General features: G+C 61.3%; 17 protein-coding genes. 6 read left to right on the forward strand and 11 right to left on the reverse strand.

Going from position 1 to position 26938, the window contains the following annotated elements:
- Positions 1–100 precede the first annotated feature (100 nt).
- The gene (locus ACTNBB_RS02810) at positions 101–1381 is read left to right on the forward strand and encodes an IS256 family transposase (RefSeq protein WP_441056207.1); all 1281 of its coding nucleotides are present in this window, start codon (positions 101–103) and stop codon (positions 1379–1381) included.
- Positions 1382–1561: 180 nt separating this feature from the next.
- Here the strand turns inward: ACTNBB_RS02810 and ACTNBB_RS02815 are convergent, their stop codons facing one another.
- From ACTNBB_RS02815 to metK, 6 genes are all read right to left on the reverse strand, one after another.
- Complete coding sequence (locus ACTNBB_RS02815; protein WP_441056208.1) at positions 1562–2776, reverse strand: ABC transporter permease; 1215 nt, start codon at positions 2774–2776, stop codon at positions 1562–1564.
- Complete coding sequence (locus ACTNBB_RS02820) at positions 2773–3546, reverse strand: ABC transporter ATP-binding protein (protein ID WP_427717357.1); 774 nt, start codon at positions 3544–3546, stop codon at positions 2773–2775. The genes ACTNBB_RS02815 and ACTNBB_RS02820 overlap by 4 nt, the downstream gene beginning before the upstream one ends.
- Positions 3546–4979 (reverse strand): efflux RND transporter periplasmic adaptor subunit, encoded by a 1434-nt coding sequence (locus ACTNBB_RS02825; protein ID WP_441048461.1) that lies wholly within the window; start codon positions 4977–4979, stop codon positions 3546–3548. The genes ACTNBB_RS02820 and ACTNBB_RS02825 overlap by 1 nt, the downstream gene beginning before the upstream one ends.
- 129 nt (positions 4980–5108) lie before the next feature.
- Positions 5109–6833 (reverse strand): L,D-transpeptidase, encoded by a 1725-nt coding sequence (locus ACTNBB_RS02830; protein WP_441056209.1) that lies wholly within the window; start codon positions 6831–6833, stop codon positions 5109–5111.
- Positions 6834–6982: 149 nt separating this feature from the next.
- Complete coding sequence (gene sdaAA / locus ACTNBB_RS02835; protein ID WP_441056210.1) at positions 6983–8590, reverse strand: L-serine ammonia-lyase, iron-sulfur-dependent, subunit alpha; 1608 nt, start codon at positions 8588–8590, stop codon at positions 6983–6985.
- A gap of 342 nt (positions 8591–8932) precedes the next feature.
- Positions 8933–10213, reverse strand: coding sequence for a methionine adenosyltransferase (gene metK, locus ACTNBB_RS02840; protein ID WP_427728191.1), 1281 nt, complete (start codon positions 10211–10213; stop codon positions 8933–8935).
- A gap of 338 nt (positions 10214–10551) precedes the next feature.
- Between metK and gltX the strand changes: the two genes are divergently transcribed.
- The 5 genes from gltX to ACTNBB_RS02865 all read left to right on the forward strand — a co-directional run bounded on the left by gltX (position 10552) and on the right by ACTNBB_RS02865 (position 17769).
- A complete protein-coding gene (gene gltX, locus ACTNBB_RS02845; protein WP_441056211.1) occupies positions 10552–12027 on the forward strand; it encodes a glutamate--tRNA ligase in 1476 nt (491 codons plus the stop codon).
- Positions 12028–12097: 70 nt separating this feature from the next.
- Positions 12098–14569 (forward strand): replication restart helicase PriA, encoded by a 2472-nt coding sequence (priA, locus tag ACTNBB_RS02850; protein WP_441071022.1) that lies wholly within the window; start codon positions 12098–12100, stop codon positions 14567–14569.
- Positions 14570–14587: 18 nt separating this feature from the next.
- Entirely contained in the window at positions 14588–15124 is a 537-nt protein-coding gene (gene def / locus ACTNBB_RS02855; protein WP_441056213.1) for a peptide deformylase, read from the forward strand.
- Between the two features lie 327 nt (positions 15125–15451).
- Entirely contained in the window at positions 15452–16372 is a 921-nt protein-coding gene (gene fmt, locus ACTNBB_RS02860; protein ID WP_441056239.1) for a methionyl-tRNA formyltransferase, read from the forward strand.
- The gene (locus ACTNBB_RS02865) at positions 16369–17769 is read left to right on the forward strand and encodes an RsmB/NOP family class I SAM-dependent RNA methyltransferase (RefSeq protein ID WP_441056214.1); all 1401 of its coding nucleotides are present in this window, start codon (positions 16369–16371) and stop codon (positions 17767–17769) included. Before fmt ends, ACTNBB_RS02865 begins: the two co-directional genes overlap by 4 nt.
- Before the next feature lie 459 nt (positions 17770–18228).
- Here the strand turns inward: ACTNBB_RS02865 and ACTNBB_RS02870 are convergent, their stop codons facing one another.
- The 5 genes from ACTNBB_RS02870 to ACTNBB_RS02890 form a co-directional block, all read right to left on the reverse strand.
- The gene (locus ACTNBB_RS02870) at positions 18229–18465 is read right to left on the reverse strand and encodes an FmdB family zinc ribbon protein (protein ID WP_154518065.1); all 237 of its coding nucleotides are present in this window, start codon (positions 18463–18465) and stop codon (positions 18229–18231) included.
- Positions 18466–18553: 88 nt separating this feature from the next.
- Positions 18554–21850: a 4-alpha-glucanotransferase gene (locus ACTNBB_RS02875; protein WP_441056215.1), complete on the reverse strand. Its 3297-nt coding sequence runs from the start codon at positions 21848–21850 to the stop codon at positions 18554–18556.
- A 219-nt stretch (positions 21851–22069) separates the two neighbouring features.
- The gene (glgA, locus tag ACTNBB_RS02880) at positions 22070–24472 is read right to left on the reverse strand and encodes a glycogen synthase GlgA (RefSeq protein WP_441056216.1); all 2403 of its coding nucleotides are present in this window, start codon (positions 24470–24472) and stop codon (positions 22070–22072) included.
- A 90-nt stretch (positions 24473–24562) separates the two neighbouring features.
- Positions 24563–25690, reverse strand: a complete 1128-nt coding sequence (gene glgD / locus ACTNBB_RS02885; protein ID WP_441056217.1) for a glucose-1-phosphate adenylyltransferase subunit GlgD — start codon at positions 25688–25690, stop codon at positions 24563–24565.
- A 4-nt stretch (positions 25691–25694) separates the two neighbouring features.
- Positions 25695–26843: a glucose-1-phosphate adenylyltransferase gene (locus tag ACTNBB_RS02890; RefSeq protein ID WP_441056218.1), complete on the reverse strand. Its 1149-nt coding sequence runs from the start codon at positions 26841–26843 to the stop codon at positions 25695–25697.
- Positions 26844–26938 lie beyond the last annotated feature (95 nt).

The following is a 26938-nucleotide window of genomic DNA, read 5'->3' on the forward strand; positions in this document are numbered from 1 at the left end:
GTAAGGGTGACACCCTAGCGCTCGTTTAACGAAGAACGGCCTTCGTCCTAGAATCTGAAATCACCACAACAACAGGTTCTAGGAAAGGACGAAGACCGCTATGGAAATCTTATCAGACCCGACGCCGGACATGCTCGCTATGCCCCGTTTCGACGACGGCGCCATCGATATGCAGGAGCTGCTTCGCAGACTCGCCGAGCAGGTCGTGAACGCCGTGATGGACGCCGAGGCCGACCAGCTCTGCGGTGGCGGGGCGAACAGCCGAAACGGCTACCGCGAGAGGTCGCTCGCCACCTGCGTCGGCACGCTGACGCTGCGCATCCCCAAGCTGCGCTCCGGCAGCTTCTTCCCGGAGGACGTGCTCGAGCGCTACCAGCGCGTCGACCGCGCCCTCGTTGCCGCCGTCGCCGAGATGTACGCCACGGGCACGAGCACCCGCAAGGTGCAGAGGGTGGCCGAGAAGATGGGCGTCTCCAGGCTCTCGAAGGACCAGGTGAGCGCAATCGCCTCGAGCCTGGACGCAGACATCGAGGATCTGTGCGGAAGGCCGCTCGACGGCTCGCCGGTGCCCTGCGTCTGGCTCGACGCGACCTACGTCAAGTGCCGCCGCGAGGGGCGCGTCGCCTCCACCGCCGTGGTCACCGCCATCGGCTGCGATGCGGGCGGCTGGAGGCGCGTCCTCGGTGTCGACGTGGTTGACACCGAGTCTTACGACTCGTGGCTCGCCTTCCTGCGGGCTATCCGCTCGCGCGGGGCGGCGGGCGTGCGGCTCGTCGTCTCGGACGCCCACCCGGGGCTCGTCCGGGCGCTCGGCGAGGTCTTCCAGGGCGCCGCGTGGCAGCGCTGCGCGGTCCACCTCATGCGCGACTGCATGCGCGAGGCCGGCTCCTGGCAGCTCAGGCGCCGCGTGGGCAGGATCGTGTCGCAGGTGTTCCGCGGGCGCGACGCCGCCACCGTGACGGCCATGTACCACGCGGCGTGCGACATGCTGGCGGGGTGCTGCCCCAGGGCGGCGGCGGTGCTGGAGGAGGCCGAGCCCGACGCGCTGGCCTACCTCGACTTCCCGCCGACCCACTGGAAGCGCCTGCGCACCAACAACGTGCAGGAGAGGACCAACCGAGAGATAAAGCGCAGGTCGCGCGTCGTGCAGGTGTTCCCCTCCACGGGCTCGCTGGTGCGGCTCGCGGGCGCGGTCATGTGCGAGCAGGACGAGATATGGCAGGAGTCCAGGTACTTCTCGGAGGCGAGGATGAACGAGCTCTACGACGAGGGCCGCACACGCGGGATTGACGGGACGGTCGACTGGGCGCGGCTGGAGGCGGAGGCCAAGAAGATGATCAAATGGGACCTCGAGCTTGCGGACAGGGTCGAGGCGGCATAGGATATCAACCGTATTCCAGATTCTGGGACGCCGGGCCGACTCGCTTCGGATCGGGCACTACACCAACTTTCTCGACACTACCGCCTTATCCCCTCCGAGTTGCGGTGAAATAAGGACTGAATAGGCCTTTTAACGGCTAAAACACTCCCTATTTCACCGCAACTCAGGGGGGGGATTGCATTACTGGTAGCGCAGGCACTCCACGGGGTCGAGTTTTGCGGCCCGGCGGGCGGGGTAGAAGCCAAAGATTACGCCGATGCCGACGGAGACCGCAAAGGCCAGCAGCACCGTGGCGATCGAAAAACTCGGCGTTATGGTACCGATGGCACCGAGTTCGCCAAGCACGCCGGAACCCGCGGCGAACATCGCTAGGCCCCAGGCAAGCAGGTAGCCAATCAGGACACCTAGCAGACCGCCGGTGATGCACAGCGCCGAAGACTCGGCCAAAAACTGTGCGGTGATATCGCGACGGCTGGCACCCAAGGCTCGACGAATACCGATCTCGCGGATGCGTTCGGTCACATTGGTGAGCATCATGTTCATGATGCCGATACCGCCCACGAGCAGCGAAATGCTGGCAACGGCGCCCATGATGAGCGAAAACGCGCCCATAAAGGAGTTGAGGGCGTCGATGGCGCTTTTCATTGAGGTCGCCGACACGCTGTCATATTCGTCGTCATCCGCGATGTCCTTCATGCTGCGCACCTTGGATTCAATCATCTTGCACAGCTCATCCATGTCCGTACCCTCGGCGGCGAGCGCCGTTACGCTGGGAAAAGACGGGTTCTCGTCGCCAAAGAGGCCCGAGATGGTCTCGCGCGGCATGTAGAGCGTGAGTGAGCCCATGGAGTCGCTGCCGCCGTCGATAACGCCGATAATCTGCACCTCGCCGTTCGACACCTTGATGGTCTTGCCGAGCGCGTCCTGTTCGTTGCCGTACAGCTGGTCCGCGCCGCCGCGGCTGATGAGCGCCACGCGTGCGCCAGATTGGGACTCAGCCTGGGTATAGGTGCGCCCCGCGACGAGCTTGCTGGCTCCCACTGCGTCGAGCATGTCGCTATCGACGCCCTGCGCCATGACGTTATAGCTTTTGTCACCGGCCTTGTACTCGGTATAGGCACTGTCCACGATACCGATCTGCTCGATCTGCGGCACCATCTTGCGAAGCTTCTCAACGTCCGACTCGGTGAGCTCTTGCGACGAATAAATCTGCACCATACGCGCGGCGTTGAGGCCCAGGCTGTTGACCAGGCTGTTTTGGATACCGCCGATAAGCGAGGTCATGGCAATGACGGAGGCGATGCCAATAACAATGCCCAGGATGGTGAGTAGGCTGCGTCCCTTGTTGGCCTCGAGGGAGTGAAGGGCTTCTTGGATAAGGTCGCACGTGCTCATGCCTTCACTCCTTTCGTCGGATTGGCGTGTGCGGAAATCATGGGCAGGTTATCAATGGCGCCGTGCAGGGTCTGCGGTGCGTGCGCGATGTACGCGCCGTCGTGGATTCGGCCGTCGCGAATGGTTACGGCACGGTCGGCCTCGGCGGCGATACCGGGATCATGCGTGATGAGCACAATGGTCTTGCCACGTTCCTGGAGTTTGTGGAAGGTCTCCATCACGAGCGCTCCGGTGGCGGAGTCCAGGTTTCCCGTCGGCTCGTCCGCCAGGATGATGGGCGGGTCGTTGACGAGGGCGCGCGCGATGGCAACCCTCTGCATCTGTCCGCCTGAGAGCTCGGAGATGCGGTGGTCCCAGTGGTCGACCGGCAGCGTGACGGCTTGCAGCGCATGAACGGCGCGCATCTCACGCTGAGCCCGCGGCACGTTGGTGTACGACAGCGGCAGCATGACGTTTTCGATGACCGATAGGCGCGGCAGCAGGTTAAAGCTCTGAAAGACAAAGCCGATGCTCAGGGCGCGGACTTCGGTGAGCTCGTCATCGTCGAGCTCCGCCACGTTGAGGCCCTGCAGGTAATAATCGCCTGCCGTTGGCTTGTCCAGGCAGCCCAGGATGTTCATGAGCGTTGACTTGCCCGAGCCAGAAGGGCCGGTAATGGCCACGAATTCGCCGGGATTCACTGCCAGGCTCACGTTATGCAGGATATGGGCGCAGCCGGCCTCGCTCTCAAAAATGCGATGCACGTTGCGGATGTTGATGACGGGACGCATTACAAGCCCTCGTCGGCAGACATGCTGCCAGAGTCGTCGCCGTCGGCCGTCATGCCTGCGCCGGTGTCCACGATGAGGGTGTCGCCGTCGCGCAGCTTGGTAACCGGTACGTCTGCGTTGATCTCATTGCCCTGGTCGTCGCGCTTGACCTGCGTCTTGCCGACCACGGCGTCGTTATCGTTTTGCGTCACAATGGTCACCTTCACGCGGCGCATCTCCTTGCCTTCACCGTCGGTTGCCACGTTGACGTAATAGTGCTCGCCATCCTCGGTCATGAGCGCCATGGTCGGCACCATCACCACATCGTCGAGCTGCTCGGTTACCACCGAGACCTCGGCGGTCATGCCCGGCTTGAGGCGCGCGTCGGGCGCGTCAATCAAAATATCGACGTTATAGGTCACGCTACCGCCGCCACCGTAGGTGGAGTCGGAGTTTGCCACCGAAGCGATTGTCGTGACCGTTCCCTGGCTCACGATATCGGGAAAGGCCGGATAGGTAACGTTGGCGCTCTGGCCCACTGCGATCTTGGCGATATCCTTTTCGCCCACCTGAACGGTGACCTTCATCTTGGAGAGGTCAGCGATCTGCATGCACTGCTTGCCGCCGGTCGTATCGCCTTCGCCCATAATCATGCCGCCCGTCACCGTGGCGCCGACCTTGGCGTTGAGCTCGACGATGCTGCCCGAGCTGGGCGCGGTCACAGTGCGCTCGGCGGCTTTGGCGTTGGCCTGGTCCAGGGTCGCCTGGGCCGAGGCCAGGTTACGTTGGGCGCTCGAGATGGCGCTCGTGTCGGCACTCGTGCCGGTGCTACCGCTGGCGCCACTTGCGCCTGCCGCATCTGTGTCAGTCGCCGGAGCGGCTTGGGCGGCAGCTACCGCTTTCTGCGCGTTGGCGAGGTCTTCCTGTGCCGCCGCCACCGCGCGCTGCGCCTCGGCAACGTTGCGATCGAGCTCGTCATTTTTAATGGTCATGAGCACATCGCCCTCGTTAACGGACTGGCCGGCTGATACGTTGATCGATGCCACCGTGCCGTCGACAGAAGGGGAGACCACCGAAGCCGAGATAGGCTTGAGCTGGCCTTTAGCCTCGACGGTGGTCGTAAATGTACCCTCGGTGACCATGTCGGTCACCGGCCCGTTGGTACCTGCGGGCCGTGCGTTAATGACGAAGGTTACGACAACGGCGATGAGCACAATGGCGGCCACGACGCCGGCCGCAATGCCGCGTCGGATGAGCTTTTTGCGCCGACGCTCGGCACGCTTCGCCTTGAGCTTGGCGTAGGCCTCTTCGTCAGAAATCTCGGTTGCATCGCTTGTGCTGCCGTTTTGCTGTGTGGCGCGCATGTTTGTTATGAGGGGAAGCGTTTCGGTGGCACCCTCGGGCGCTCGCTCGGTATCATTCGGTCCCGGGGTGATGGTGGGGACATTCGACATGGCGTCTCCTTTATAGAAAGTTCTTCGATAAGTATATGCGCCCGTCGCGAGAAGCGGGCGCATATGGCGGATTCTTTCGGAACTGTTAGATTGGAGCGTCAGTTCCCCGTTGTGCGAAGGCGTGTTTCCCTACGAGTGCACGACCACGCATAGGCCTACGTTGATGCAATCGTGGAGTGCCTTGGCATCGGCCAGACGCAAGTTGATGCAACCGTGGCTGCCGCACCATTTGTACGAATTTGGGTCGTCAAAGCTCTGATCGTTTTGCCATGTTGCATCATGGAAACCAACCATGTTGCCTTCAAACGGCATCCAATATGACACGGGGCTTTCGTATTTTGGTTTTCCGGTCTTTGGGTCTTTGGCACCGATGAGCTTGCTTGCGCCGTCATTGCTATTGATCTGCCAAACGCCCTCGGGAGTGGCATCCTCTCCCGGTTTGCCCGAGATAAAGTTGGCTTCCCAAACGATATTACCGTTCTCGTCATAGTAGCGCGCGTGCTGCTCGGACAGGTCGACGTCGATATACGCCTTCCAGTCGGGCTCTCCCTTTGCGGTATAGGTGTCGGCCTTCTGGGAGTACTTAATCTCGATTTCGCCGGTCTGCTTGTTGTTAATGGCGTCCTCGACCTGCTTGGCAAGCGCGTCGCTATCGACGGACCAGCCAAAGTCACCGCCCTCGACGGCACATTCTTTGCCGTCGGCACGCGTCCACCAGCGGGTGGTGCCCACGGTATTAAAGCCGTTGGCGAGCTCGGCTGCCCAGCTACCGATCTGCGACGTATCGAGTGTGGGGTTGGCCGGATCGGCAAAGCTGATCCACTGCAACACGGAGCTGCCGTCGACCTTGCCGGCATCCTCACCGTTGAGCTTGAGGGTCACGTTGACGCCCAAGAAGTTGTTGGCGGCATCGCATGCGGCCTGAATCTGATCATTGGTCAGCGTTTCATTGAGCGGCTCATAGGCATCGTTGCCGAGCTTGGAAAGATCTACGGTCTCGGCCAGCGAGGCAAGCTCGAGCTCGGCATACTTAATGACATGCTCGCGGTTGAGTTTTTCGTTGGAGCGCGCCTTCTCGACGGTAAACTTGCCGGCTTGCTCGTCATAGGAGCTATTGGCCTCGAACGTACCCGAACGGCCCTCGTTAAACTCGTCAATGGCGGCGCCCAGATCCTCTTCAAACTTCTTTTGGTCAAAGGTGTCAGAGAGCATGGACAGGTCGACGTCTTGTTCGAGATCGACTTCGTTGGAGGTAGCGATTGTTTTGGTCTTGCCGCTTAAGGATTCCACAAGGCGGACCGGCCATATAAAGGCTTCGTTGCGGCTGATGATTTCTTTTGCGGCAGCTTCGCCATCGACGATGGGTTCATCGGACTCGGGCTGATAGGTCCAGTTAAAGTCATCGCCTGTCACCGTGAGCTTATAGTGCTTCCATGCCGAGTTGACCTTAGTGGCAGCAGACGAAGCGTTGGAGAACGAGACGTCGACGCCGGCAATGGTGGTGTTGGGGTAGGCTACCTGCGAAAATGCTACGATGCCTACAATATAGACAATGACAATAAGACCCAGGACGACAAAGAGCGTCGTCTTTTTGCCCGACTTATTGTTTTCGGCGGGTTTGCGCGCGGGGCCGCGATCGCCTCGAGCGTGCGTGGGGGGCTGCTTGGGCGCATTGCCGTTTGCCTGGCGCTGCTGACGTTGCTGACGCTGCTGGTTCGGGCGTTGGGAAGCGTTTGCCGCACCACGCTGCTGATCGCGGCTCGGCCCGATAGGACGCGGCGGCTGAACGCCGCCGGTGTGCCTGCTCGGCTGCTGCGGATCGGGAATCAGTTGAGTTCGATCGTTGTGCGACATCGTATGCATATCCTTCGAGTTTCGCCTTGCGGCTCATCGTGTTTTTACTGGGCTTGCATTATAGCGATTACCTAGTTGTTTGTGGTATTGAAACGGTGGCATTGGCAAGAGGTTGGACATTTGTCCCACCTCTTGTTTTGGTCGGGTCTTTATCCGCACACGCCGCATTTAGCGCAAGCCGAAAGTGCTGCGGGAGCTTGTGCGATGCCACCCTTTGCCGTCTCGCGCAGCGTGGCCGGCAACGCGTGGCCCACCGAGAGCATGACATGTGCCATCTGGTCGAAGGGCACAAGGCTCTTAATGCCGGCAAGGGCGAGCTGCGCCGAGCTAAATGCGGTCGCCACGCCGATCGCGTTGCGGTTTTGGCATGGCACTTCGACAAGGCCGCCCACGGGATCGCATACAAGACCAAGCAGATTGCTCAGTGCGATAGAGCTAGCGTCGAGTGCCTGCTCGGGCGTGCCGCCCAGCATCTGGACTAGCGCGGCAGCGGCCATGGCGGCGGCGCTGCCCACCTCAGCCTGACATCCGCCTTCGGCACCGGCGACGCAGGCACTTGTGGTGAGGTTGAGACCAATCGCGGCAGAGCAGTAGAGTGCGTCCATGACCTGTTCGTCATCGAGCTGTAGATGGTCGGCGAGCGCCAACACGCAGCCGGGCACGACGCCCGCAGAGCCGGCCGTGGGGGCGGCGACGATGACGCCCATGGTGGCAGAGCGCTCAAGCACAGCCATGGCGCGGGCTACGGCTTCGGTTTGGACGGCGCCCATCAGGTTTGTGCTCAGATCGTTGCGGCATGTGGCGTCGACGAGTTTTGCCTCGCCGCCGATAAGCCCGCCGAGCGAGCGCTGCGGTGCGGCGATGGGCGCCGTTGTCTCCTCGCGCATGACCTCGAGTACGCGGCGCATGGCGGCGACGGCGTGCTGCTCGCCGGTCAGGCGGGCTTCGCGTACGGCCATGACGGCGCCAATGTTGAGGCCCAGTTCGGCGCAGGCGTCGAGGAGCTGTTCGCCATCGTCGAAGATTTCCTTGGCGGAAACGCCGGGGGAGAGCGATGAGGCCGAGCCGGGAAGCTCAATGAAGGTGGCGTAATCGACATGGTCGAGCATGCGTAGCATGGGAACGACGATGTCATCGGGGGTGCCGTCGGTCTCAAAGACGGAATAAGCTTGGCCGCCTACCTCGGTGCGGTAGGTGCGGCAGAAGGCAATGTTTACGTGTGCGTAGGCGAGCTGGTTCGTGAGCGCGGCGAGAACGCCGGGGACGTCTTGGTGCGCCACAAACAGGGTGGAATACATGCCCGAGATATCGACGCCGACGCCGTTGATGCGGCTGATGCGCATCTTGCCGCCGCCAAGGCTCTCGCCGCGGACCTGCGCCGTGGCGCCCGTGTCATCGACCATGTCGATGTCGACGGTGTTGGGATGGATGGAGGCGTCGTCGCCCTTAATGTCAAAGTGATAGCTGAGGCCCTGCTCGCGCGCGAGGTCAAAGGCCTGCTTGATGTTTTCGTCGTCGGTGTCGAGGCCCAAGATGCCCGCGACGAGTGCGCGGTCGGTGCCATGGCCGCGGTAGGTGTGGGCAAAGGAGTTCCACAGGCCAAAGGTGACCTTGGTGATGCGGCCTTCCAGCAGACTGGCGGCAACTTGGGCGCAACGCAGCGCGCCGGCGGTGTGCGATGAGCTGGGGCCGACCATGATGGGGCCCAAGATCTCGAATGCCGAGGTCGTAGCTAGTGTTTGCGGCTTGCCTGCCATGGCTGCTCCTTCTCTATCCCGTCGTCCCGAGGGGCGGGGCACACGCTGCCCCGCCGTTCCGAGGGCTTTAGTATTTGGTCGCCTGCTCGGACAGTCCTGCTCGCACGGAGAGCACATTAAGTGCTCTCCGGCTCGTACGGAACTCGCGATCGACCAAATACTAAAGTCCTCGGAACTTAGGATACATGGTTGGAGTCGCTCTGCTGCAAAATTTATCGGCCTGTGACCTATTCCATGTCCCAGGTCGGCCCATCTTCACCACCTTTAAATAAAAAAGAGGTACCGGTTGTTCCGGTACCTCTTTTGGTGCGTTTTTATTTGGCTGTGGCTTTTCTCGTTAGCTTACAGGCCGCAGGCTGCTTTGAGTTCGTCGATGCGGTCCGTTTTCTCCCAGGTAAAGTCGGCGTCTTCGCGGCCAAAGTGACCGTAGGCTGCCGTCTTTTCATAGATGGGGCGACGCAGGTCCAGGTCGCGGATGATTGCGCCCGGGCGCAGGTCAAAGGTCTTCTCCACGGCCTCGACGATCTTGTCCTCGGCAATATGCGCGGTGCCAAAGGTGTCGACCATGATCGACAGCGGCTTGGACACGCCGATGGCGTAGGCCAGCTCGACCTCGCAGCGATCGGCCAGGCCAGCGGCGACTACGTTCTTGGCGACCCAGCGAGCGGCGTACGCGGCAGAGCGGTCGACCTTGGTGCAGTCCTTGCCGCTAAAGGCGCCGCCGCCGTGACGGCCGTAGCCGCCGTAGGTGTCGACGATGATCTTGCGGCCGGTCAGGCCCGTGTCGCCCATGGGGCCGCCCACGACAAAGCGACCGGTGGGGTTCACATAGATATCGGCGCCATCCCACGGCATGTTCTCGGCATCCATGACGGGTGCGATGACATGCTCGATGAGGTCGGCCTTGATCTTGCCCATGTCCTCAACTTCGGCAGCGTGCTGCGTGGAGATGACGATGGTTGTGACCTCCACGGGCTTTCCGTCCTCGTAGCGCACGGTGACCTGGGTCTTGCCGTCGGGGCGCAGATAGGGCAGGGTGCCGTCGTGGCGCACGGCGGACAGGCGTTCCGCCAGGCGGCTTGCCAGGTAGTGCGGCATGGGCATGAGGGTCTTGGTCTCGTTGGAGGCGTAGCCAAACATCATGCCCTGGTCGCCGGCACCGATCAGGTCGATCGGGTCGGTGGTGGCGCCGGTCTGGGTCTCAAATGACTCGTCGACGCCCTGGGCGATATCGGGGGACTGCTCGTGGATGAGGCTCATGACGCCGCAGGTATCGCAGTCAAAGCCAAACTTGGCGCGGTTGTAGCCGATGCGGCGGATGACGCCACGGGCGATTTCCTGCACGTCGACGTATGCCTGGGTGCGAATCTCTCCAGCGACGATGACGGTGCCGGTGGTCACGAGGGTCTCGCAGGCGCAGCGGACGTTTTCCACATTGGCGGGCACGCCGTTGGGCGCAATATAGCCCTGCTCCTGCAGCTCTATTTCTTTGGCGAGGATTGCGTCGAGGACGGCATCGCTGATCTGGTCGGCGATCTTATCGGGATGGCCTTCGGTCACCGACTCCGACGTAAACACAAAAGACCCCTGCTGGGGCGGGATGGAACGAAGCTCTTCTGACATGATTGTCCTTTCGAATAACGTGTCCCAGCGACCGTTACCATTCCGCCGGGCTCTGTATGCAGGGGCACATCATAGCGCGTAAATCCAACATTCACACCCTTTCCGCACCTACTTATGAGGTAGCTAATTTGGGACGGGGCTTTTTTAGCTGCCCCGGCTGATTGTTTGCTGGTTTAGCCGATAGCCTGCCGGGGTAGCTAAAAAAGCCCCGTCCCAAATTAGCTACCATATTAGCTACCCGGCTTCGATGACTGGGTCGGTGCCCTTTGTGCGGAGGTGGGCGTTGTTGTTTTATACTGGTGCGGTTAGACATCCATCCTGCAATCGAGGAGATTTCCATGGCATCAGACGTTCGCGTCCGCTTTGCACCCTCACCGACGGGCAAGCTGCACATCGGCGGCGCCCGCACCGCTATCTATAACTGGGCTTTTGCCCGCGCAAACGGCGGCACGTTCATCCTGCGCATCGACGACACCGACCCCACCCGCTCTACCGACGAGAACACGCAGATCATTCTGCGCGCTATGCGTTGGCTGGGCCTGGACTGGGACGAGGGCCCCGAGGTCGGCGGCGACTATGGCCCCTATGCCCAGACCGAGCGCCTGGACCTGTACAAGCAGGCCGCCCAGAAGCTTTGGGACGAGGGCAAGGCATATCCCTGCTTCTGCACCAAGGAGCAGCTCGAGGCCGACCGTAAGGCCGCCCAGGAGCGTAAAGACCCCTTCCAGGGCTATCAGCGCCGCTGTCGCGATCTCGATCCCGAGGAGGCACGCCGCCGCATCGAGGCCGGCGAGCCCTACGTCCTTCGCATCAAGGTGCCCGAGGACCGCGGCGATGTCGTCATCCACGACGCCGTCCACGGCGAGGTGACCTTCGACGCCAAGGAGCTCGACGACTTCGTCATCTTCCGCTCCGATGGCACGCCCACGTATAACTTCGCGACCGTCGTCGACGACGCCATGATGAAGATCACCCATGTCATCCGCGGCGACGACCATCTGTCCAACACCCCGCGCCAGGTCATGGTTTACGAGGCCCTCGGCGCCCCCGTTCCCACGTTCGCCCACATCTCCATGATCTTGGGTGCCGACGGCAAAAAGCTCTCCAAACGCCACGGCGCCACCTCGGTGGAGGAGTACCGCGACGCCGGCTACCTGTCCGACGCGTTCGTTAACTACCTGGCGCTGCTCGGCTGGTCGCTCGACGGCGAGACCACGATTATCCCGCGCGATGTCCTGGCCAGCAAGTTCTCGCTCGACCGCATTTCCAAGAACCCGGCGACCTTCGACCCCAAAAAGCTCGACTGGGTCAATGCCGAGTACATCAATAACATGTCCGACGCCCAGTTTGCCGACGAGATCATGATCCCCGAGCTGCACGAGGCCGGTATGATCGAAGGTAACATCGAGTACGGCGAGGACTGGATCGATGCGCTTGCCGCCATCGTCAAGCCGCGCACCAAGATGCCGGTCGACGCCGTGACCGTCGCCGCCCCCATCTTTGCCACGGCCGAGACGCTCGAGTATGACGAGAAGTCTGTCAACAAGGGTCTGGCCAAGGAAGGCATGGGCGCCATTCTGGATGCCGCCAAGGCCGCGCTCGAGGGCGTGGACGAGTGGACGGCTGCCAACATCGACGCCGCGCTTGAGCCGCTGCCCGAGCAGATGGACCTCAAGAAGCGCGTGGTGTTCCAAGCTGTGCGCGTCGCCGTCTGCGGTAACATGGTGAGCCCCCCGCTGGGCGAGACCATGGCGCTCGTCGGCCGCGACGACTGCCTGGCGCGTATCGACCGCGCCCGCACGATGGCGCTGTAGCAGCTGCGTAAACGCATGTATCCGAGCCCCGTTCACCCGAGCGGGGCTCTTGTTTCTAAAGACGTATGGGATGGGAGGTACAGAGACCATGGCCGAGCAACTGTCGCTGTTTGGTTCGCCGGAACCTAAGGAAGCTCCGAAGTCCGCGGCCCCTGCCGCCGCCCCGGCGCAGCCCGAGCTCGCACCCGAACCCGTCCTCGCCTACGCGAGCGTGGTCCTCGACATCCCGACCCGTGCGCTCTCCGAGCCCTTCGACTACGGCATCCCACAGTCCCTTGCCAACGATGCCCAGATTGGATCCACGGTCCTGGTCCACTTTGGCAACCGTGCGGCCGCGGGCTATATCGTCGATATCGCGCCCGAGCTGGGCGACTTGCAAGGCAACGACGCCCTCGACCCCTTGCGCATCAAGCCCATCGAGGCTATCCTCAGCAAGCCGCTCTTTACCGCCGAGGCTGCACGCATTGCGCGCTGGATGAGCCGCGAGTACGTCGCGACGCTTTCCGAGTGCCTTCGTCTGTTCTTGCCTCCGGGCGGCAGTCCGCGTGTCGTGAAGGGCGATGACGGCGTGTGGACCGTTGAGCGCCCCGCCGTAAAACCCATCCAAAACCGTTGGGTCATGCTCACGCCCGAGGGTTTCGACTACACGCCGCCCAAGACAGCGGTCCGTCAGCGTCAGCTCATCGACGCGCTCCAATGCGGCCCGGTCACGACGCGCGACCTCAACCTGCTCTACAACAGCATGTCGGCGACCATTAAAGCGCTCGAAAAACGCGGCGTCGTGGTGGTGGAGGAGCGCCGCGCCTGGCGTGGGTGTAGCGAGCAGACCACGTTGTCCTCGGCAAGCGGCAAGGCGCCGGTCTCTCTCACCAACGGCCAGCAGCAGGCGCTCGCCCAGATTGAACGCGCCCGCCTTGATGCCCATGGCGACGTGGTCCTTGTCGATGGCGTTACCGGTTCCGGCAAAACCGAGGTTTACCTCTCGGCGATTGAGCGCGTGCTGGCGGCTGGCCGTTCGGCCTGTGTGCTCGTGCCCGAGATCTCGCTGACAGCACAGACCGTCGGCCGCTTCCGCTCGCGCTTTGGCGAGACGGTCGCGGTCTTCCACTCGCGTCTTTCGGCCGGCGAGCGTCTGGACCAGTGGGATATGGTTGCCAGCGGTGCCGCGCGTGTGGTCGTGGGCGCCCGCTCGGCGCTCTTTTGCCCGCTCAGCGATCTTGGCCTCATCATCATCGACGAGGAGCACGAGACCAGCTACAAGCAGGGCTCCAGCCCACGCTACCATGCGCGCGAGGTGGCTGCCGAAATGGCGCGCCGCTATCGGTGCCCGCTCGTGTTGGGCTCCGCCACGCCCTCGGCCGAGGCCCTCGACCGCTGTCGCCGCGGTATGTACAACGGTGCCACCTGGACGCGTGTCGAGATGCCCGAGCGCCCGGGACACGCCGTGCTGCCTACGGTCCGCATTGCCGATCTGCGCCGCGAGTTCGCGCACGGCAGTCGCTCCATGTTCTCAAAACCGCTGATGGAGGGCTTGGAACGCGTGGTCGAGCGCCGCGAGAAGGCCGTACTGCTGCACAACCGCCGCGGTTTTGCGCCATTTTTGATGTGCCGTGAGTGCGGCTGCGTCCCCACCTGCAACCACTGTTCTACCGCGCTCACGTACCACGAGCGCACGCACACGCTGCAGTGCCACACCTGCGGATCTTCCTGGCGCGTGCAGCCCTATCCGGCGCCCACGAGTCGTTGTCCCAAGTGCGGCAGCCGTTACCTGGCAAAAATGGGCCTGGGTACGCAGCAGATCGAGGACGCCCTACACCAGATACTGCCCGAGGATGTCGCCATCATTCGCATGGACGCCGATTCCACGCGCGGCAAGGACGCGCACAAAAAACTACTCGAGCAGTTCGATGCCGCCGATTGCGCGGTGCTGCTGGGTACCCAGATGATTGCCAAGGGCCTCGATTTTCCCGAGGTCACGCTCGTGGGCGTGGTCAATGCCGACTTTGCGTTAAAGCTGCCCGATTTTAGGGCGGGGGAGCGCGCCTACGATTTGCTGGAACAGGTCGCCGGCCGCGCCGGTCGCGGCGATCGTCCCGGCGAGGTTATCATCCAGACGTATCTGCCCGAGGACCCGGTCATTCGCGCCGTCGCCGAGCACGATCGTTCGATCTTTACCGACTACGACCTGGACCAGCGCCGAGACGCGCTGTACCCGCCTTTCGTGCGTCTTGTCAACGTTTTGGTGTGGTCGGCGAATCGTGATAATGCGCAGGACTACATTGGGCGCATCGCAAAGCTCCTCAAGCGCCGCTGGCATGCCGCCGCGCCCGACTTTTTGCGAGCGGGGAGCGCCGTGCCGCAGGTGCTGGGCCCGGCTTCGTGTGTAATCGAGAGAGCCAAGGGCCGTTATCGCTTCCATCTGCTTGTAAAGTCGCCGGTAGGGTACCATGTCTCTGATGATATCGACGCCTGCCTCAAAGAGGTGGGCTCCGTGCGCGGCGTGAGCGTGAGCGTTGATGTCGACGCCTATGATTTGATGTAACAACCCGAAAGGATGGCCATGGAAGCCAACGGAATCGTACTTTCGCCCGACCCTCGTTTGCGTCAGGAGTGCGCCGTCATCGAGGAGATCACCCCGGCGATTGAGGCGCTTGCCGAGAAGATGAAGAAGATGATGTTCGACAACGGCGGTTGCGGCCTGGCTGCCCCGCAGATCGGCGAGCTCATCCAGCTCGTCACCATCGACTGCGACTACACCGACAAGAACGACTATGACCCGTACGTGCTCATCAACCCTGTCATTGTTGAGCAGAGCGACCATCTGGTGCCGTTTAACGAGGGCTGCCTTTCTATCCCTGGCATTAGCTGCGAGATCGAGCGTCCCGACCATGTCGTTGTCGAGGCATACGATCTGGACGCCAACCTGATTCGCTATGAGGCCTCGGGCGACCTGTTCTGCGTGTGCCTGCAGCACGAGATCGATCACTTGCACGGCAACACCATGTTCGAGCGACTCAAGCCGATGCAGCGCATCAAGGCCGTCAAGGAGTACCAGGACGCCCTGTCCCGCGGCGCTCGACCGGGCGAGACTGAATAAGGTCGTCCGTCCCTGGGGCTGGCCGCCTATATATCGTCCCGCGCGCAGTTTCGCAGCGCAGCGAGAATGTTTGAGCACGGGATGATATATAGGCGGCCAGCCCCAGGGACTACTAGTTCTTGGCTCGGTTCGCCCGGGTGCCGTCGGGCCAGGGAGGGGCGTCTTCGCTGATAATTGCTTTGTTGGAAGAGCTGCTTTTATTGCGGCTCTTTCTTTGGTTTTGGGTATATTTGTTCTTGTTGAAATGTTATTGCGGATGGGCTGGCCACTTGGCTTTCCGCTGTTATTTGTAGCCGTCTCGGTTTTGTTTGAGGGGAGACGTTCTTGATGCGTATTGTGTTTATGGGTACGCCCGATTTCGCGGTGCCGTCGCTGACTTCGCTTGTTGAGGCTGGGAATGAGATTACGCTGGTAATTACGCGTCCCGATGCTGTTCGCGGGCGTGGTAAAAAGCTGGAGCCGTCTCCTGTTAAGGCCAAGGCGCTTGAGCTTGGTCTGCCCGTTGTTGAGGCAAATCGTATGACGCCGGATGTTATTGATCGGCTTAAGGCTGCTGATGCCGATATTTTCTGTGTGGCTGCCTATGGCTGCATTTTGCCCGATGAGGTACTGCATATGGCGCCGCTCGGTATTGTGAATGTTCATGCTTCGCTGCTGCCCCGTTGGCGTGGCGCTGCTCCCATTCAGCGTGCCATTCTTGCTGGTGACGAGGTTGCTGGCGTTTCCATTATGCGCATTGGGCATGGCGTGGATACGGGCGCTTATTGCGCCCAGGCGTCGACCTCGGTTGCCGGTAGACATGCCGAGGCGCTCACGATGGAGCTTGGTGAGCTGGGCGGTAAGTTGCTTGCCGATACGCTTCCCTCGCTTGCCGATGGCTCGGCTGTTTGGACTGAGCAGGATGAGTTCCTTGTCACGCATGCTGCCAAGATTTCCAAGCAGGAGATGCGTCTGGATCCGCAGATGGGGACGCTTGATTGCTTGCGTCATGTGCTTGCCTCTTCCGACACCGCTCCCGCTCGCTGCGTGATTGCCGGCAAGACCGTGCGCGTGCTCGATGCCGCGCCGGCAGATGTATCGCTTGGCGAGGGGCTCGTCGCCGTTCGGGCCAAGCGCGTCTACCTGGGCCTGTCCGATGGCGCGGTCGAACTGCTCGAGGTTAAGCCCGATGGTAAGCGTGCTATGGCTGCTTCTGCCTGGGCTGCCGGCCTGCAGGGTGCGGATCTTTCGTGGGGTGTTTTGTCATGAGTAAGCTTTCCCCCGCGCGCAAGCTCGCGCTTGATGTTTTGATGGAGGCCGATCGCCGCAGCATGTACGCGCGTGACGTGCTCTCGTCCCGTGCTTCGGCCAAGGCCATTGACCAGCGCGATTCTGCTTTTGCCGCTCGTTTGGCACTGGGCGTTGCAGCCACCCAGGGCATTTTGGATGAGCTGCTCGACCAGTTTCTCGATAAGCCCAACAAGGTCGCGCCCCGTGTGCGCATGGCACTTCGTATCTCGGCCTTCGAGATGCTATACCTGCATACCCCGGGTCGCGTTGCGGTGAGTCAGGGCGTTGAGCTCGTGCGCAGCGGTGCTAAGTCTGCCGCCGGTCTGGCAAACGCCGTGCTGCATAAGGTTGCGAACAACGTCGAGGACTTTGCCACTGCGGCGGATGCCGATGAGTCCGAGCGCCGTTTGGTTCGCCTATCTCGCCTGATGGGCATGCCGCGCTGGCTGTGCGCCCGCATTATGGCGTCGTTCGATACACCCGAGGGCGCGCTCGGCTTTGCCGGCAATCTGGCGCCCGCGCCGCTGGCTTTGCACGAGAATGCCTTTGCCACCAAACCCGATCCGTACATTTCGCAGCTTGTGGCACCCGTGTTCCCGGGTTGCCATGCGCCGGTCGACGCGCAGGCCACGGTTGCGTCGGGTGTGTTTGAGCGCGCAGCTGCCGTGGCCTCGGACCTTAACGCCCAGCTCATCGCTACCGCGGCGACCCGTCCCGGGCGTTGTCTAGAGATTGGCGCCGGTCGTGGCACCAAGACCTATGTGATGATGTGCCAGGCCAAACGTGCCGGTTATGACCGCCAGCACACCGCACTCGATTTGCACGACCGCAAGTGCGACCAGAATCTCGCACGTCTGCATAAGGCGGGTATTACGGGTGTTCGTACGGTGTCGGGCGATGCCTGCGAGCTCAATGAGGTGCTCACGTCCTTTGACGCGATGCTTGGCGAGCCTGCCCTGTTCGACACGGTGTTTATCGATGCTCCGTGCTCGGGCACCGGCACCATGCGCCGTCATCCCGAGATTCCCTGGCGCCTTGCCGAGGGCGACGTTACGACTGAGCTGCCCCGCCTGCAGCTGACGATGCTCAAGGAAGCAGCCGCGCGCGTGGCTGCCGGCGGTGAGCTTATCTATGCCACCTGCTCGGTCTTCGACGAGGAGAACACGCAGGTCGTTGATGCCTTCCTAGCCTCTCCCGAGGGCGCCGGCTTTTCCGTGGCGCCGCTCTCCGAAGCCCAGATTTTGCAGCTCCCCGATTTCGCGCAGGCCAAGAAGCTTGTCTCCGTACGCCAGAACGACCGTGGACTTTTCCAGAGCGTCCCCGCAAACGCCGATTCCTACGACGGCCACTTCTGCGCCAGACTGGTCCGCAAGTAAAACGGATTCCAAGGGTAGCTAATTTGGGACGGGGCTTTTTTAGCTGCCCTGGCCGCCAGTCGGCCAAACATTTGCGTTATCAGCTGGGGCAGCTAAAAAAGCCCCGTCCCAAATTAGCTAAAGAGTGGGAAAAATAGCCCCGTTTCATACTTGCTGCTATCAAAAGTAGAGCGGATTACGGGGCAAGATTGGTGATGCCTGATCACAGCAAAAATGGCCTAAACAAAACCGCAGGTAGATGGTTTGTTGAAATTTGCAAATTACCGGAATGGATAGAGGTTGCCAATTCGGCCCCGTAATCCGGCAGGGTTTTGAAATGTTACAAACTTAGCATCAGCCCGAAATCCGATCTAAAGAAAAGTTGCGGTGAAATGGATCCTGTTTGGCCGTTGAAGGGCTGATTCAGGAACTATTTCACCGCAACTCATCAGGAAGCCTGGGTGTCGGGACCGCTTGTCGCTAGTGATTATGCGGGCAGTCGGCGCAGCAGCCACTGGTGGCGCTGGTGCTGGACCCGCCACTGCGCTGGTCGGTGTTGTAGAAACCGCTGCCGTCGAACTTAATGCCGCTGGCCGAGAACGTCTTGGATGCCGGGGCGCCGCAGCTGGGGCATACAACCTCGGGAGTCTCGGACATGGGGTGCTCAACCTCAAAAACGTTGCCGCAGCTCGTGCACTTGTATTCGTAGCGCGCCATAATACTTCCTTTTCAGCACAAAGCGGGCAGATCGCTCTGCCCGCAAAAATTCAAACAGCTGTAACTGTACCCCATATCGGGGGTTTTATCACGCTTCGCCCCAGAATCTATGGGTGCTGCGCAGGAGCTTCGCAGTTTTCTCTTCGGCCTCCGCAACGTCTGCCTCTTGTGCCTGCCACGTCCAGTTGCCTGTGGCTACACCCGGCACGTTCATACGTGCGTCATCGCCCAGCCCCAGTACATCCTGTAGTGGCATCATAACGAGCGGAGCATCGCTTGCCAGGGCATTGCCCATGAGCTCGCTTGCTACCTCAGCACCGCTCGTCTCGTCGCCGCCTGCAAAGGAGCGCGTGCACCAGCCAGCGAGCGTCGAAGTGTCGTGCGTCGAGGTGTACAGGATTTTGTCCGGCGTGGGATGAATTCCGCAGCGAACGTCGTAGTCACTAAACTCCAGTACGTCCATGCCGGGAAAACCGCAGGTCGAAGCCATAGCGCGAACGCCAGGCGTCAGATAGCCCAGATCCTCGGCAATAAAATTGAGCGGACCCAGCTCGTCGTAGGCGGTCTGGAACAGGTCCTTGCCCGGACCAGCAAGCCAGCGGCCGTCGGCACAGGCTTTGCCAGCGGGAATGCTAAAGTAGTTGTGGAAGCCCAGGAAGTGGTCCAGGCGCACGCGGTCGTAGAGCGCGAACGCTCGGCGCAGGCGATCGAGCCACCAGCGATAGCCGCTCTCCTTCATGTGATCCCAGCGGAAGGTGGGGTTTCCCCACACCTGACCTTCGGGTGCAAAGTTGTCGGGCGGCGCACCGGAGATTTCGATTGCCTTGCCGGTATCGGACAGCCAGAAGTTCTCGGGCTCGCTCCACGCATCTGCCGAATCGTCCGACACATACATCGGGATATCGCCGATGACCTCGATGCCCTTCTTGTGCGCATAGTTCATGAGCTCGCACCAAGCCAGGTCAAAGCGGTACTGCATGTACGCCTGAAGCTCGGCCTCGTCGTGAAAGCGCTTGTCGTCGATCAGATGCTCGTTGTAGCGCGCGACATCTGCCGGCCAATTGTGGCGCGACTCGCCCTCAAAGTATTTCTTAACGGCCATGTAGACGCAGTACTTCTCGAGCCAATCGGCATTGCGATGTTTAAACGCGGTGTACAGCGGGTCGGCATCTTCGCCACCATGGGCCTTCCAAGAAGCGAAGTCGGCGGCCAGCTCCTCGTGACTCTCGGGCAGCAGGTCGATGTTACCCGCAAAAGCCGAGGGTCCGGCATAGGGGGAGCGGAAGAAATCCGTCGGGTTGACGGGCAGGACCTGCCAGTAGCGCATGCCCATGGCGGCCAGGTGGTCGATAAAGCGGCGCGTGGGTGCGCCGATCGTACCCGGCTTGCCATCGTCAGTCGGCACCGAGGTAATGTGGCATACGACGCCCGCGCCATGATCGAGCGGCTCTTGCAGGCGCCTCTCGGCATGGTGATAGATGATCGAAGAGCCCAGCGGGTACAGGTCGAGCGTAACCGTGCCGCTGTGGATATCGCACTCGTGGCCGCTGATCACGTCACTCGCGCATTCACCGAGCGCCGGAATCGTCACGCGGTGCGAATTGCGCAGGCTGCGATTGACGATAACAGTCGCAGCCTCGCCGTCTTTGCCCGTGCGGGTGTAGGCTAGGACGTCGTCGTTAAGCGCGAAGGCCTTGATCTCGCCGTCAACCATAAAAGGCAACGCGCGGCGCAGGGCGGATGCGTTCTTAACGATGGCCAACGTATCGAAATCGTGGAGCTGGTCCTTTGTCGGCAGGGTACGGCGGTTGCCCGGATCGGTGAGGCCCTCCAGGCCGTACTCATCGCCATAATAGATCGAGGGCACGCCGGGGAAGGTCATCTGCATGAGCGTCGCCAACCAAAAGCGCCTCTTGGCCAGGTCCATGGAGTTCTCGTCCAAGCGCCATTTGCTACGCTCGCTCTCGGGTATCTGCGACTCATCGGGACCACCGCCGAGCACCGAGATAATACGCGGACGGTCGTGGCTCGAAAGCAGATTGAGTGCGCAGGCCAGTGCCTCGCGCGGGTAGTTCTCGCGCAGTGTCTCGATGTCCTCGGCAGCCTGATAGGCATCTCTGTAGCCCATCAAAAAGCCGATGACCATGTCGCGGAAGGGGTAGTCCATGGCGGAATCGAGTTCGGAGCCCTGCAGATAACGGCGCAGATGGCCATAGCTGATCTTGTTGGAGGCGTCCTCCCAGACTTCGCCGAGCAGCAGCGCATCGGGCTTCTCTTCGAGCACGGCGGCCTTGATATCGGCCAGGAAGTCATCGGAAAGCTCGTCGGCCACATCGAGTCGCCAGCCGTGGGCACCGGCGCGCAGCCATTTGCGAATGACGCCGTCCTTGCCCAGAAGCTTTTTACGCACGAGCTCGGAATTCTCGTTGAGGGCGGGCATGTTGCTCACGCCCCACCAGCAGTCATACGTGCCGTCCTCGTGGAAGGTAAACGCATCGCGCCACGGGGAGTCCTCGCTCTGCCACGCGCCGACGCCGGGATAGTTGCCGTAGCGGTTAAAGTAGATCGAGTCGTCGCCCGTATGGTTGAAGACGCCGTCCAGGATGATGGAAATGCCGAGCTTCTCGGCCGCCTCGCATAGCTCCGTAAAGTCCTGCTCGGTTCCCAGAATCGGGTCGATCTTGGTGTAATCGGCCGTGTCGTAGCGGTGGTTGCTCGCGGCCTCAAAGATCGGGTTGAGGTAGATGGCCGTAAAGCCCAGCTCGGCGATGCGGGGCAGGTCATTTTGGATACCCTTGAGCGAGCCGCCGTAAAAATCCCAGGTCTTGATGGATCCGTCCTCGGCACGCTCGTACACGGGCGGCTCGTTCCAGTCCTCGACCATGCGACGCTGGATTCCCTTACGCGGTTTTTCGACCTCGGCCAGCGTGCGTTCGCGCCAGTTTTCGTCGCGGGCGTAGCGGTCGGGGAAGATCTGGTAGACCATGCCGTGCTCGTACCAGGTGGGACGGTTCTCGCGGTGCTTGTAGACGGTAATCTGGAAGGACGGAACCTCGGCGTAGTTGTATACAACGCCCTCGCCGCCGGTGCGACCCTGCGGCGCACCCAAGCGGACCTCGGACTGGCCTTCGATATTGCATATAAAGCTGTACCATACAAGACAGGGCTCGTCGCAGTTGAGCTTACCGGTAAAGATGCCATCGCCCTTGTGCTCCATGGGGATCAAGGTCTCTCCGATGCCGTCGACCCAGGTGCGCAGGGTGAGCGTTGCCTGGTTGGGGTCGGCATCCTCCAAAATCACCGAAAGCGAAACGGAAGTTCCAGTGGTCACAGCGCCAAAAGGAGTGCGAAACTGCGTCAGGCGGCTGTTGTGTATCAATCTCATAGTACGGTCCAGTTCTATACAATCATGGCCAGCGGGTCATGGGCTTAACGCACAGTGCATAAGTATATCCGTTGCACTTTAGTTGTATAAACTACAGTCGCTCACTATCGGCGAACGGTTGTCCTAGAAAATCGTTTTACCAACTATCTACAGAGAAGGGGCGCCCGGTTTGAGCGCCCCTTGTTTAGGGTTTTGATTAGGTTTTAGATCGTCTGTGGGCTAGCGGCGCTTGCGGGTGGCCGTTGCCTTGCGGACGGAGGTCTTCTTGGTCGGAGCCTTTTCCTCGGCTGGAGCGGCGGGGGAGACCGGGGCCTTCTTGGCGGGTTCGGTTTTTGCCGTAGCCTTTGGAGCGGTCTTGACCTCGGCGGCCTTCGGTTCCGGTTCGGCCTTTACTGCGGGTTTGTCCTTGGCTTTAGCCTCTGCCTTGGGAGCGGCTGTCTTGGTCGTAGCCTTTTTGGCCGTTGTCGTGGCGCGCTTGCGTGTGGTGGTCTTGGCGGCCGGCTTTGCCTCGACAGCTGCCTCGGCCTTGGGCTCGGAGGGTGCCTCCTCGACCTTGACGGCGGGCTTTGCAGCAGCCTTCGGGGCCGTCTTCGCAGCGGCCTTCGTCGTAGCAGCCTTGGTCGCCGGCGACTTCGTAACCGTGGCCTTCTTGGCGGTCGCGGTCTTGGTCGCGGTCTTGGTCGCGGTCTTGGTCGCGGTCTTTGCCACGGTCTTAGCCTCGGCAGTGGTAGCCTCAGCAGTGGCCTCGGCCTTTACCTCGGGAGCGGCCTCGGCTTCGACGGCCTTCTTGGCAGCGGCGGTCGTACGCTTACGCGTGGTGGTTGCCTTGGCAGTGGTGGTCTTGCTCGTAGCGGCCTTCGTGGTCGTGGCCTTCTTAGCCGTCGTCTTGCGGGTCGTCGTCTTCTTGGCGGCAGGCTTCGCCGTGGGCTTTACCTCGCCGTCGTCAGCCGGCTTCTCCTCGGCCTTGGGCTCCTCGGCAGCAACCGGCTCCTTAACGGGTGCCGCAGGCTCGGCCTCAGCAGCAGCGGACTCCTTAACGGGTGCCGCAGGCTCGGCCTCGGCAGCAGCGGGCTCCTTAACGGGTGCCGCAGGCTCGGCCTCGGCAGCAGCGGGCTCCTCCACAGCCGCAGCAGCCTCCACTGCCACCGGCCTCTCAATCTCTGGGTGCATAAAGAAGTACAGGTCCAGATACTTATCGGCCGAACGTGTCCAGCTAAAGTCCTGGCTCATGGCCTGCGTGACCAGCTGATCCCAGGCCTTGCGGTTATCCCAGAACAGGCGAGCCGCGCGGAACACCGCGTCGCCCATCTCGTCGCCGTTAAAGTGACTAAATGAGAAGCCCGTGCCCTCGCCGGTAAACTCGTTGTACGGTTGCACGGTGTCCTTCAGGCCACCGGTCTCGCGCACAATGGGCAGGGTGCCGTAGCGCATGGCGATGATCTGCGACAGGCCACAGGGCTCAAACTTCGAAGGCATCAGGAACATATCGGCGGCGGCGTACATGCGCTGCGAAAGTGCCGGATCAAACTCGATACGCGCCGCCATGGTGCCGGGGTATTTGCCCTGGAAGTAGCGCAGGCCGTCCTCGTAGTCGCGGTCGCCGGTACCCAGCACGGCCACCTGAACGCCACCGGACAGGATGCGGTCGAGCGCGTACATGACCAGGTCCATGCCCTTCTGTCGCGTCAGGCGCGTGACCATCACCATAAGCGGGCGGTCGTCGCGAATCTCGAGCCCCAACTCCTCCTGCAGCTTGGCCTTGCATACGGCCTTCCCCGCACGGTCATCAACCGTGTAGTTGGCGGCAATGCACTTGTCGGTCGCCGGATCAAAACCCACAACGTCAATGCCGTTGAGGATACCCTGCAGAGCGTACGAACGCTCGCGCAGCACGCCGTCCAGGCCCTCGCCAAACTCGGGCGTCTGGATCTCGCTCGCATAGGTGGGGCTCACCGTGGTGATGGCATCGGCATAGTGCAGCGCGCCCAGCATATAGTTAATGCTGCAGGCGTCACAGCGCAACTGCGTGGCGGCTGCCGGAATATGCGCCATACCCAGTATGTCTTCCATCACGGTGTCGCTAAACTGGCCCTGGAACGCCACATTGTGGATCGAGAACACGGTCTTGACGCGGTCGTACAGCGGCAGGCCTTGGTAGAACTCTCGCAAGAACACGGGCGCCAGCGCCGTCTGCCAGTCGTTGCAGTGCAGGATGTCGCACTCAAAGCCTTCGGGCAGGTGCTGCAGGCTCTCGGTGATGGCCTTGGAGAAAAACGCGAAGCGCTCGCCATCGTCAAAGAAGCCGTAGGGATAGTCGCGCGCAAAGTAGTGCTCGTTGTCCACGAACATATAGGTGACGCCGTCGTGCTCGAGCTTCTCCAACCCGCAGTACTCGTTGCGCCAGCTCAGGCTCACGTAAAAGTCGGCAAAGTGCTCCATCTGCGCCTTGTACTCGTCCTTGATGGTGGCGTACTTGGGCACCATCACAATGACTTCGGCGCCAGCGCGCACGAGTGCCGCAGGCAGCGAGCCCGCCACGTCACCCAAGCCACCGGTCTTAACAAACGGTGCGCACTCGGCCGAGGCAAACACGATCTGCATCTTTTTGCTGGTTTGTGCCATTATGTCTCCCATGTTGCAATTCGAGAATAGCCGCCTGGCGCTAACCGGGCGACTATTCTACAAGTTACGTGCGATTATGTGGTGCCAACGTTAACGAGCGATGGTGGTATCGGAAGTTAACGGAGCCTTGCCCAGCACCAGGATATTCTCGGGCGTACCGCGAAGCTCGGTGTTGGTGGGAACCACGTTGTTCTTGTCCAGGATGGCGTTCTCAACACGGGCGCCGCTCTTGATGATGCAGCTCTGGTTGATGATCGAGTTGGTCACCGAGGCGCCTTCCTCGATCACAACGCCGCGCGACAGGATCGAGTTGCGCACGGTGCCCTTGATGATGCAGCCGGCCGAGATGATCGAGTTGCAGGCGTGGCTGCCGGTCGCGTAACGCGAAGGCGGCACGTCGTGGGCCTTGGTCAGGATCGGGCGCTCGGGGTCAAAGAGCTGATCGGCCACGGTCTGGTCGAGCAGGTCCATGCTGCGACGATACAGCGACTTCTCGCTAAACACGCCCACGACCTCGCCCTTGTACTTGTAGCTGCACACGTCGATGTTGCCAAAGTCGCCCTGGAGCGCCTCGAGCAGGTCCAGATAGTCGGCGGCTTGGTAGTGGTCGATAATCTCGAGCAGCGTCTCGCGGTTGACGATGCAGCAGTCCATAGAGGCGTTGTCGCCGTACGCGACGCCGGCGCTTACGCCCGTCAGGCGGCCGTTCTCGTTGATATCGAGCTTGGTCTCGTCTTCGACGTTGTGCGTGGCCTTGCAGTACACCACGGTCATCTGGGCACCGGATTTCTCGTGCGCCTCGATGATGGTGTTGAGGTCCATGTTAAAGATGACGTTGGTGCCCATCATCACAACATAGGGCTTGTCCGAGCGCTGGAACAGCGTCTTGTTGGAGATGATGTCGCGGAGCAAGAAGCGCATGCCGCCCTTGGTGGTGCCATACGCGTTGCCGGGCACCATGAACAGGCCGCCGTTCTTGCGGTCCAGGCCCCAGTCCTTGCCCGAGCCCACGTGGTCGATCAGCGAGCGGTAGTTGCCCGGCATGACAACGCCGACGGTCTTAATGCCGGCATTCATCATGTTGGACAGCGGAAAGTCGATCAGGCGGTAGCGGCCCAAAAACGGAACGGACGCGATGGGGCGATCCTTGAGCAGCACGCTGCCGTAGGTCGAAGAGTAGTTAGCGGTGATATAGCCGATGGCCTTGCGATTGATCATCGGATCATTCCCCCTTCCCGACAACGACGTCATTTCCAACGACGGCCGTATCCTTGGTGGTATCGACAGAGCCGAGCTTCACGCCCTCTTCGACCGTGGAGTTCTCGCCCAAAATAGCGCGGCAAATGTGCGCGCCGCTCTTAACGTGCGCACCCGGCAGCAGCACGGAGTCCTCGACCACGGCGCGCTCCTCGATGATGACATCGGTCGAAAGGATCGAGTGGCGAGCGGTGCCGTAGATCTTGCAGCCATTGGAGACCAGGCAGTCGTCCAGGCGACCGTCCTGCCCAATGTAGTGCGGCGGACGCGTGGTGATGTTGGACATGATGGGGAAGCTCTTGTCAAACAGATCGAACTCGGGGTTGTTGCCCAGCAGGTCCATCGAGGTCTCGTGGAAGCTGGCGATGGTGCCAACATCCTTCCAAAAGCCGTGGAACTCGTAGCTGTACAGGCGCTTGTCCTCGCCGAGCAGCTTGGGGATGATGTCCTTGCCAAAGTCGTGGCTCGAGCGCTGGTCCAGAGCGTCCTCCTCGAGCGCCTTGATCAGCACGTCGGCCGAGAAGATGTAGATGCCCATGGACGCGAGGTTCGAATCGGGCTTCTCGGGCTTCTCCGTGAACTTGGTGATGCGGCCGTCCTCGGGGTCGGTGGTCAGGATGCCAAAGCGGCTGGCCTCCTCCCACGGCACGGGCATAACGCTCACCGTGAGGTCGGCGTTGTTCTCAATGTGCGTCTTGAGCATCTTGCGGTAGTCCATGCGATACAGATGATCGCCCGAAAGAATCAGGACGTACTTGGGGTCGTTGGACTTGATGTAGTTGAGGTTCTGCGTGATGGCGTCGGCCGTGCCCGCATACCATGCGCCACCGGTTTGCGTTTCGTACGGCGGCAGGATCGACACGCCACCGTCGCGGCTGTCCAGATCCCACGCCTCGCCAGAGCCCACGTAGGCATGCAGCAGATAGGGACGATACTGCGTCAGAACGCCCACCGTGTCGATGCCCGAATTGGAGCAGTTAGACAGCGAAAAGTCGATAATGCGGAACTTGCCACCAAAGCTAACCGCCGGCTTAGCGATCTTTTGGGTGAGTGCCCCCAATCGACTGCCCTGTCCTCCTGCGAGGAGCATCGCGATGCATTCTTTCTTACTCATCGGTTTCTCCTTCTGTCATCGATGTTCCTAAACCCATTAGCGACGGGCGTGGCGCTCGGTCGCGCCCGTCGAGTAATGCCGTGCGGCAAAGGGAA

The sequence above is a fragment of the Collinsella sp. HCP28S3_B9 genome, assembly GCF_052066095.1.
Taxonomy (GTDB): domain Bacteria; phylum Actinomycetota; class Coriobacteriia; order Coriobacteriales; family Coriobacteriaceae; genus Collinsella.

What these genes read in the sequence shown, in the direction of transcription:
- ACTNBB_RS02810 (WP_441056207.1), top strand. Translation starts at nt 101, where the DNA reads ATGGAAATCTTATCAGACCCGACGCCGGACATGCTCGCTATGCCCCGT.
- ACTNBB_RS02815 (WP_441056208.1), bottom strand. Translation starts at nt 2,776, where the DNA reads ATGAGCACGTGCGACCTTATCCAAGAAGCCCTTCACTCCCTCGAGGCC.
- ACTNBB_RS02820 (WP_427717357.1), bottom strand. Translation starts at nt 3,546, where the DNA reads ATGCGTCCCGTCATCAACATCCGCAACGTGCATCGCATTTTTGAGAGC.
- ACTNBB_RS02825 (WP_441048461.1), bottom strand. Translation starts at nt 4,979, where the DNA reads ATGTCGAATGTCCCCACCATCACCCCGGGACCGAATGATACCGAGCGA.
- ACTNBB_RS02830 (WP_441056209.1), bottom strand. Translation starts at nt 6,833, where the DNA reads ATGTCGCACAACGATCGAACTCAACTGATTCCCGATCCGCAGCAGCCG.
- sdaAA (WP_441056210.1), bottom strand. Translation starts at nt 8,590, where the DNA reads ATGGCAGGCAAGCCGCAAACACTAGCTACGACCTCGGCATTCGAGATC.
- metK (WP_427728191.1), bottom strand. Translation starts at nt 10,213, where the DNA reads ATGTCAGAAGAGCTTCGTTCCATCCCGCCCCAGCAGGGGTCTTTTGTG.
- gltX (WP_441056211.1), top strand. Translation starts at nt 10,552, where the DNA reads ATGGCATCAGACGTTCGCGTCCGCTTTGCACCCTCACCGACGGGCAAG.
- priA (WP_441071022.1), top strand. Translation starts at nt 12,098, where the DNA reads ATGGGAGGTACAGAGACCATGGCCGAGCAACTGTCGCTGTTTGGTTCG.
- def (WP_441056213.1), top strand. Translation starts at nt 14,588, where the DNA reads ATGGAAGCCAACGGAATCGTACTTTCGCCCGACCCTCGTTTGCGTCAG.
- fmt (WP_441056239.1), top strand. Translation starts at nt 15,452, where the DNA reads ATGCGTATTGTGTTTATGGGTACGCCCGATTTCGCGGTGCCGTCGCTG.
- ACTNBB_RS02865 (WP_441056214.1), top strand. Translation starts at nt 16,369, where the DNA reads ATGAGTAAGCTTTCCCCCGCGCGCAAGCTCGCGCTTGATGTTTTGATG.
- ACTNBB_RS02870 (WP_154518065.1), bottom strand. Translation starts at nt 18,465, where the DNA reads ATGGCGCGCTACGAATACAAGTGCACGAGCTGCGGCAACGTTTTTGAG.
- ACTNBB_RS02875 (WP_441056215.1), bottom strand. Translation starts at nt 21,850, where the DNA reads ATGAGATTGATACACAACAGCCGCCTGACGCAGTTTCGCACTCCTTTT.
- glgA (WP_441056216.1), bottom strand. Translation starts at nt 24,472, where the DNA reads ATGGCACAAACCAGCAAAAAGATGCAGATCGTGTTTGCCTCGGCCGAG.
- glgD (WP_441056217.1), bottom strand. Translation starts at nt 25,690, where the DNA reads ATGATCAATCGCAAGGCCATCGGCTATATCACCGCTAACTACTCTTCG.
- ACTNBB_RS02890 (WP_441056218.1), bottom strand. Translation starts at nt 26,843, where the DNA reads ATGAGTAAGAAAGAATGCATCGCGATGCTCCTCGCAGGAGGACAGGGC.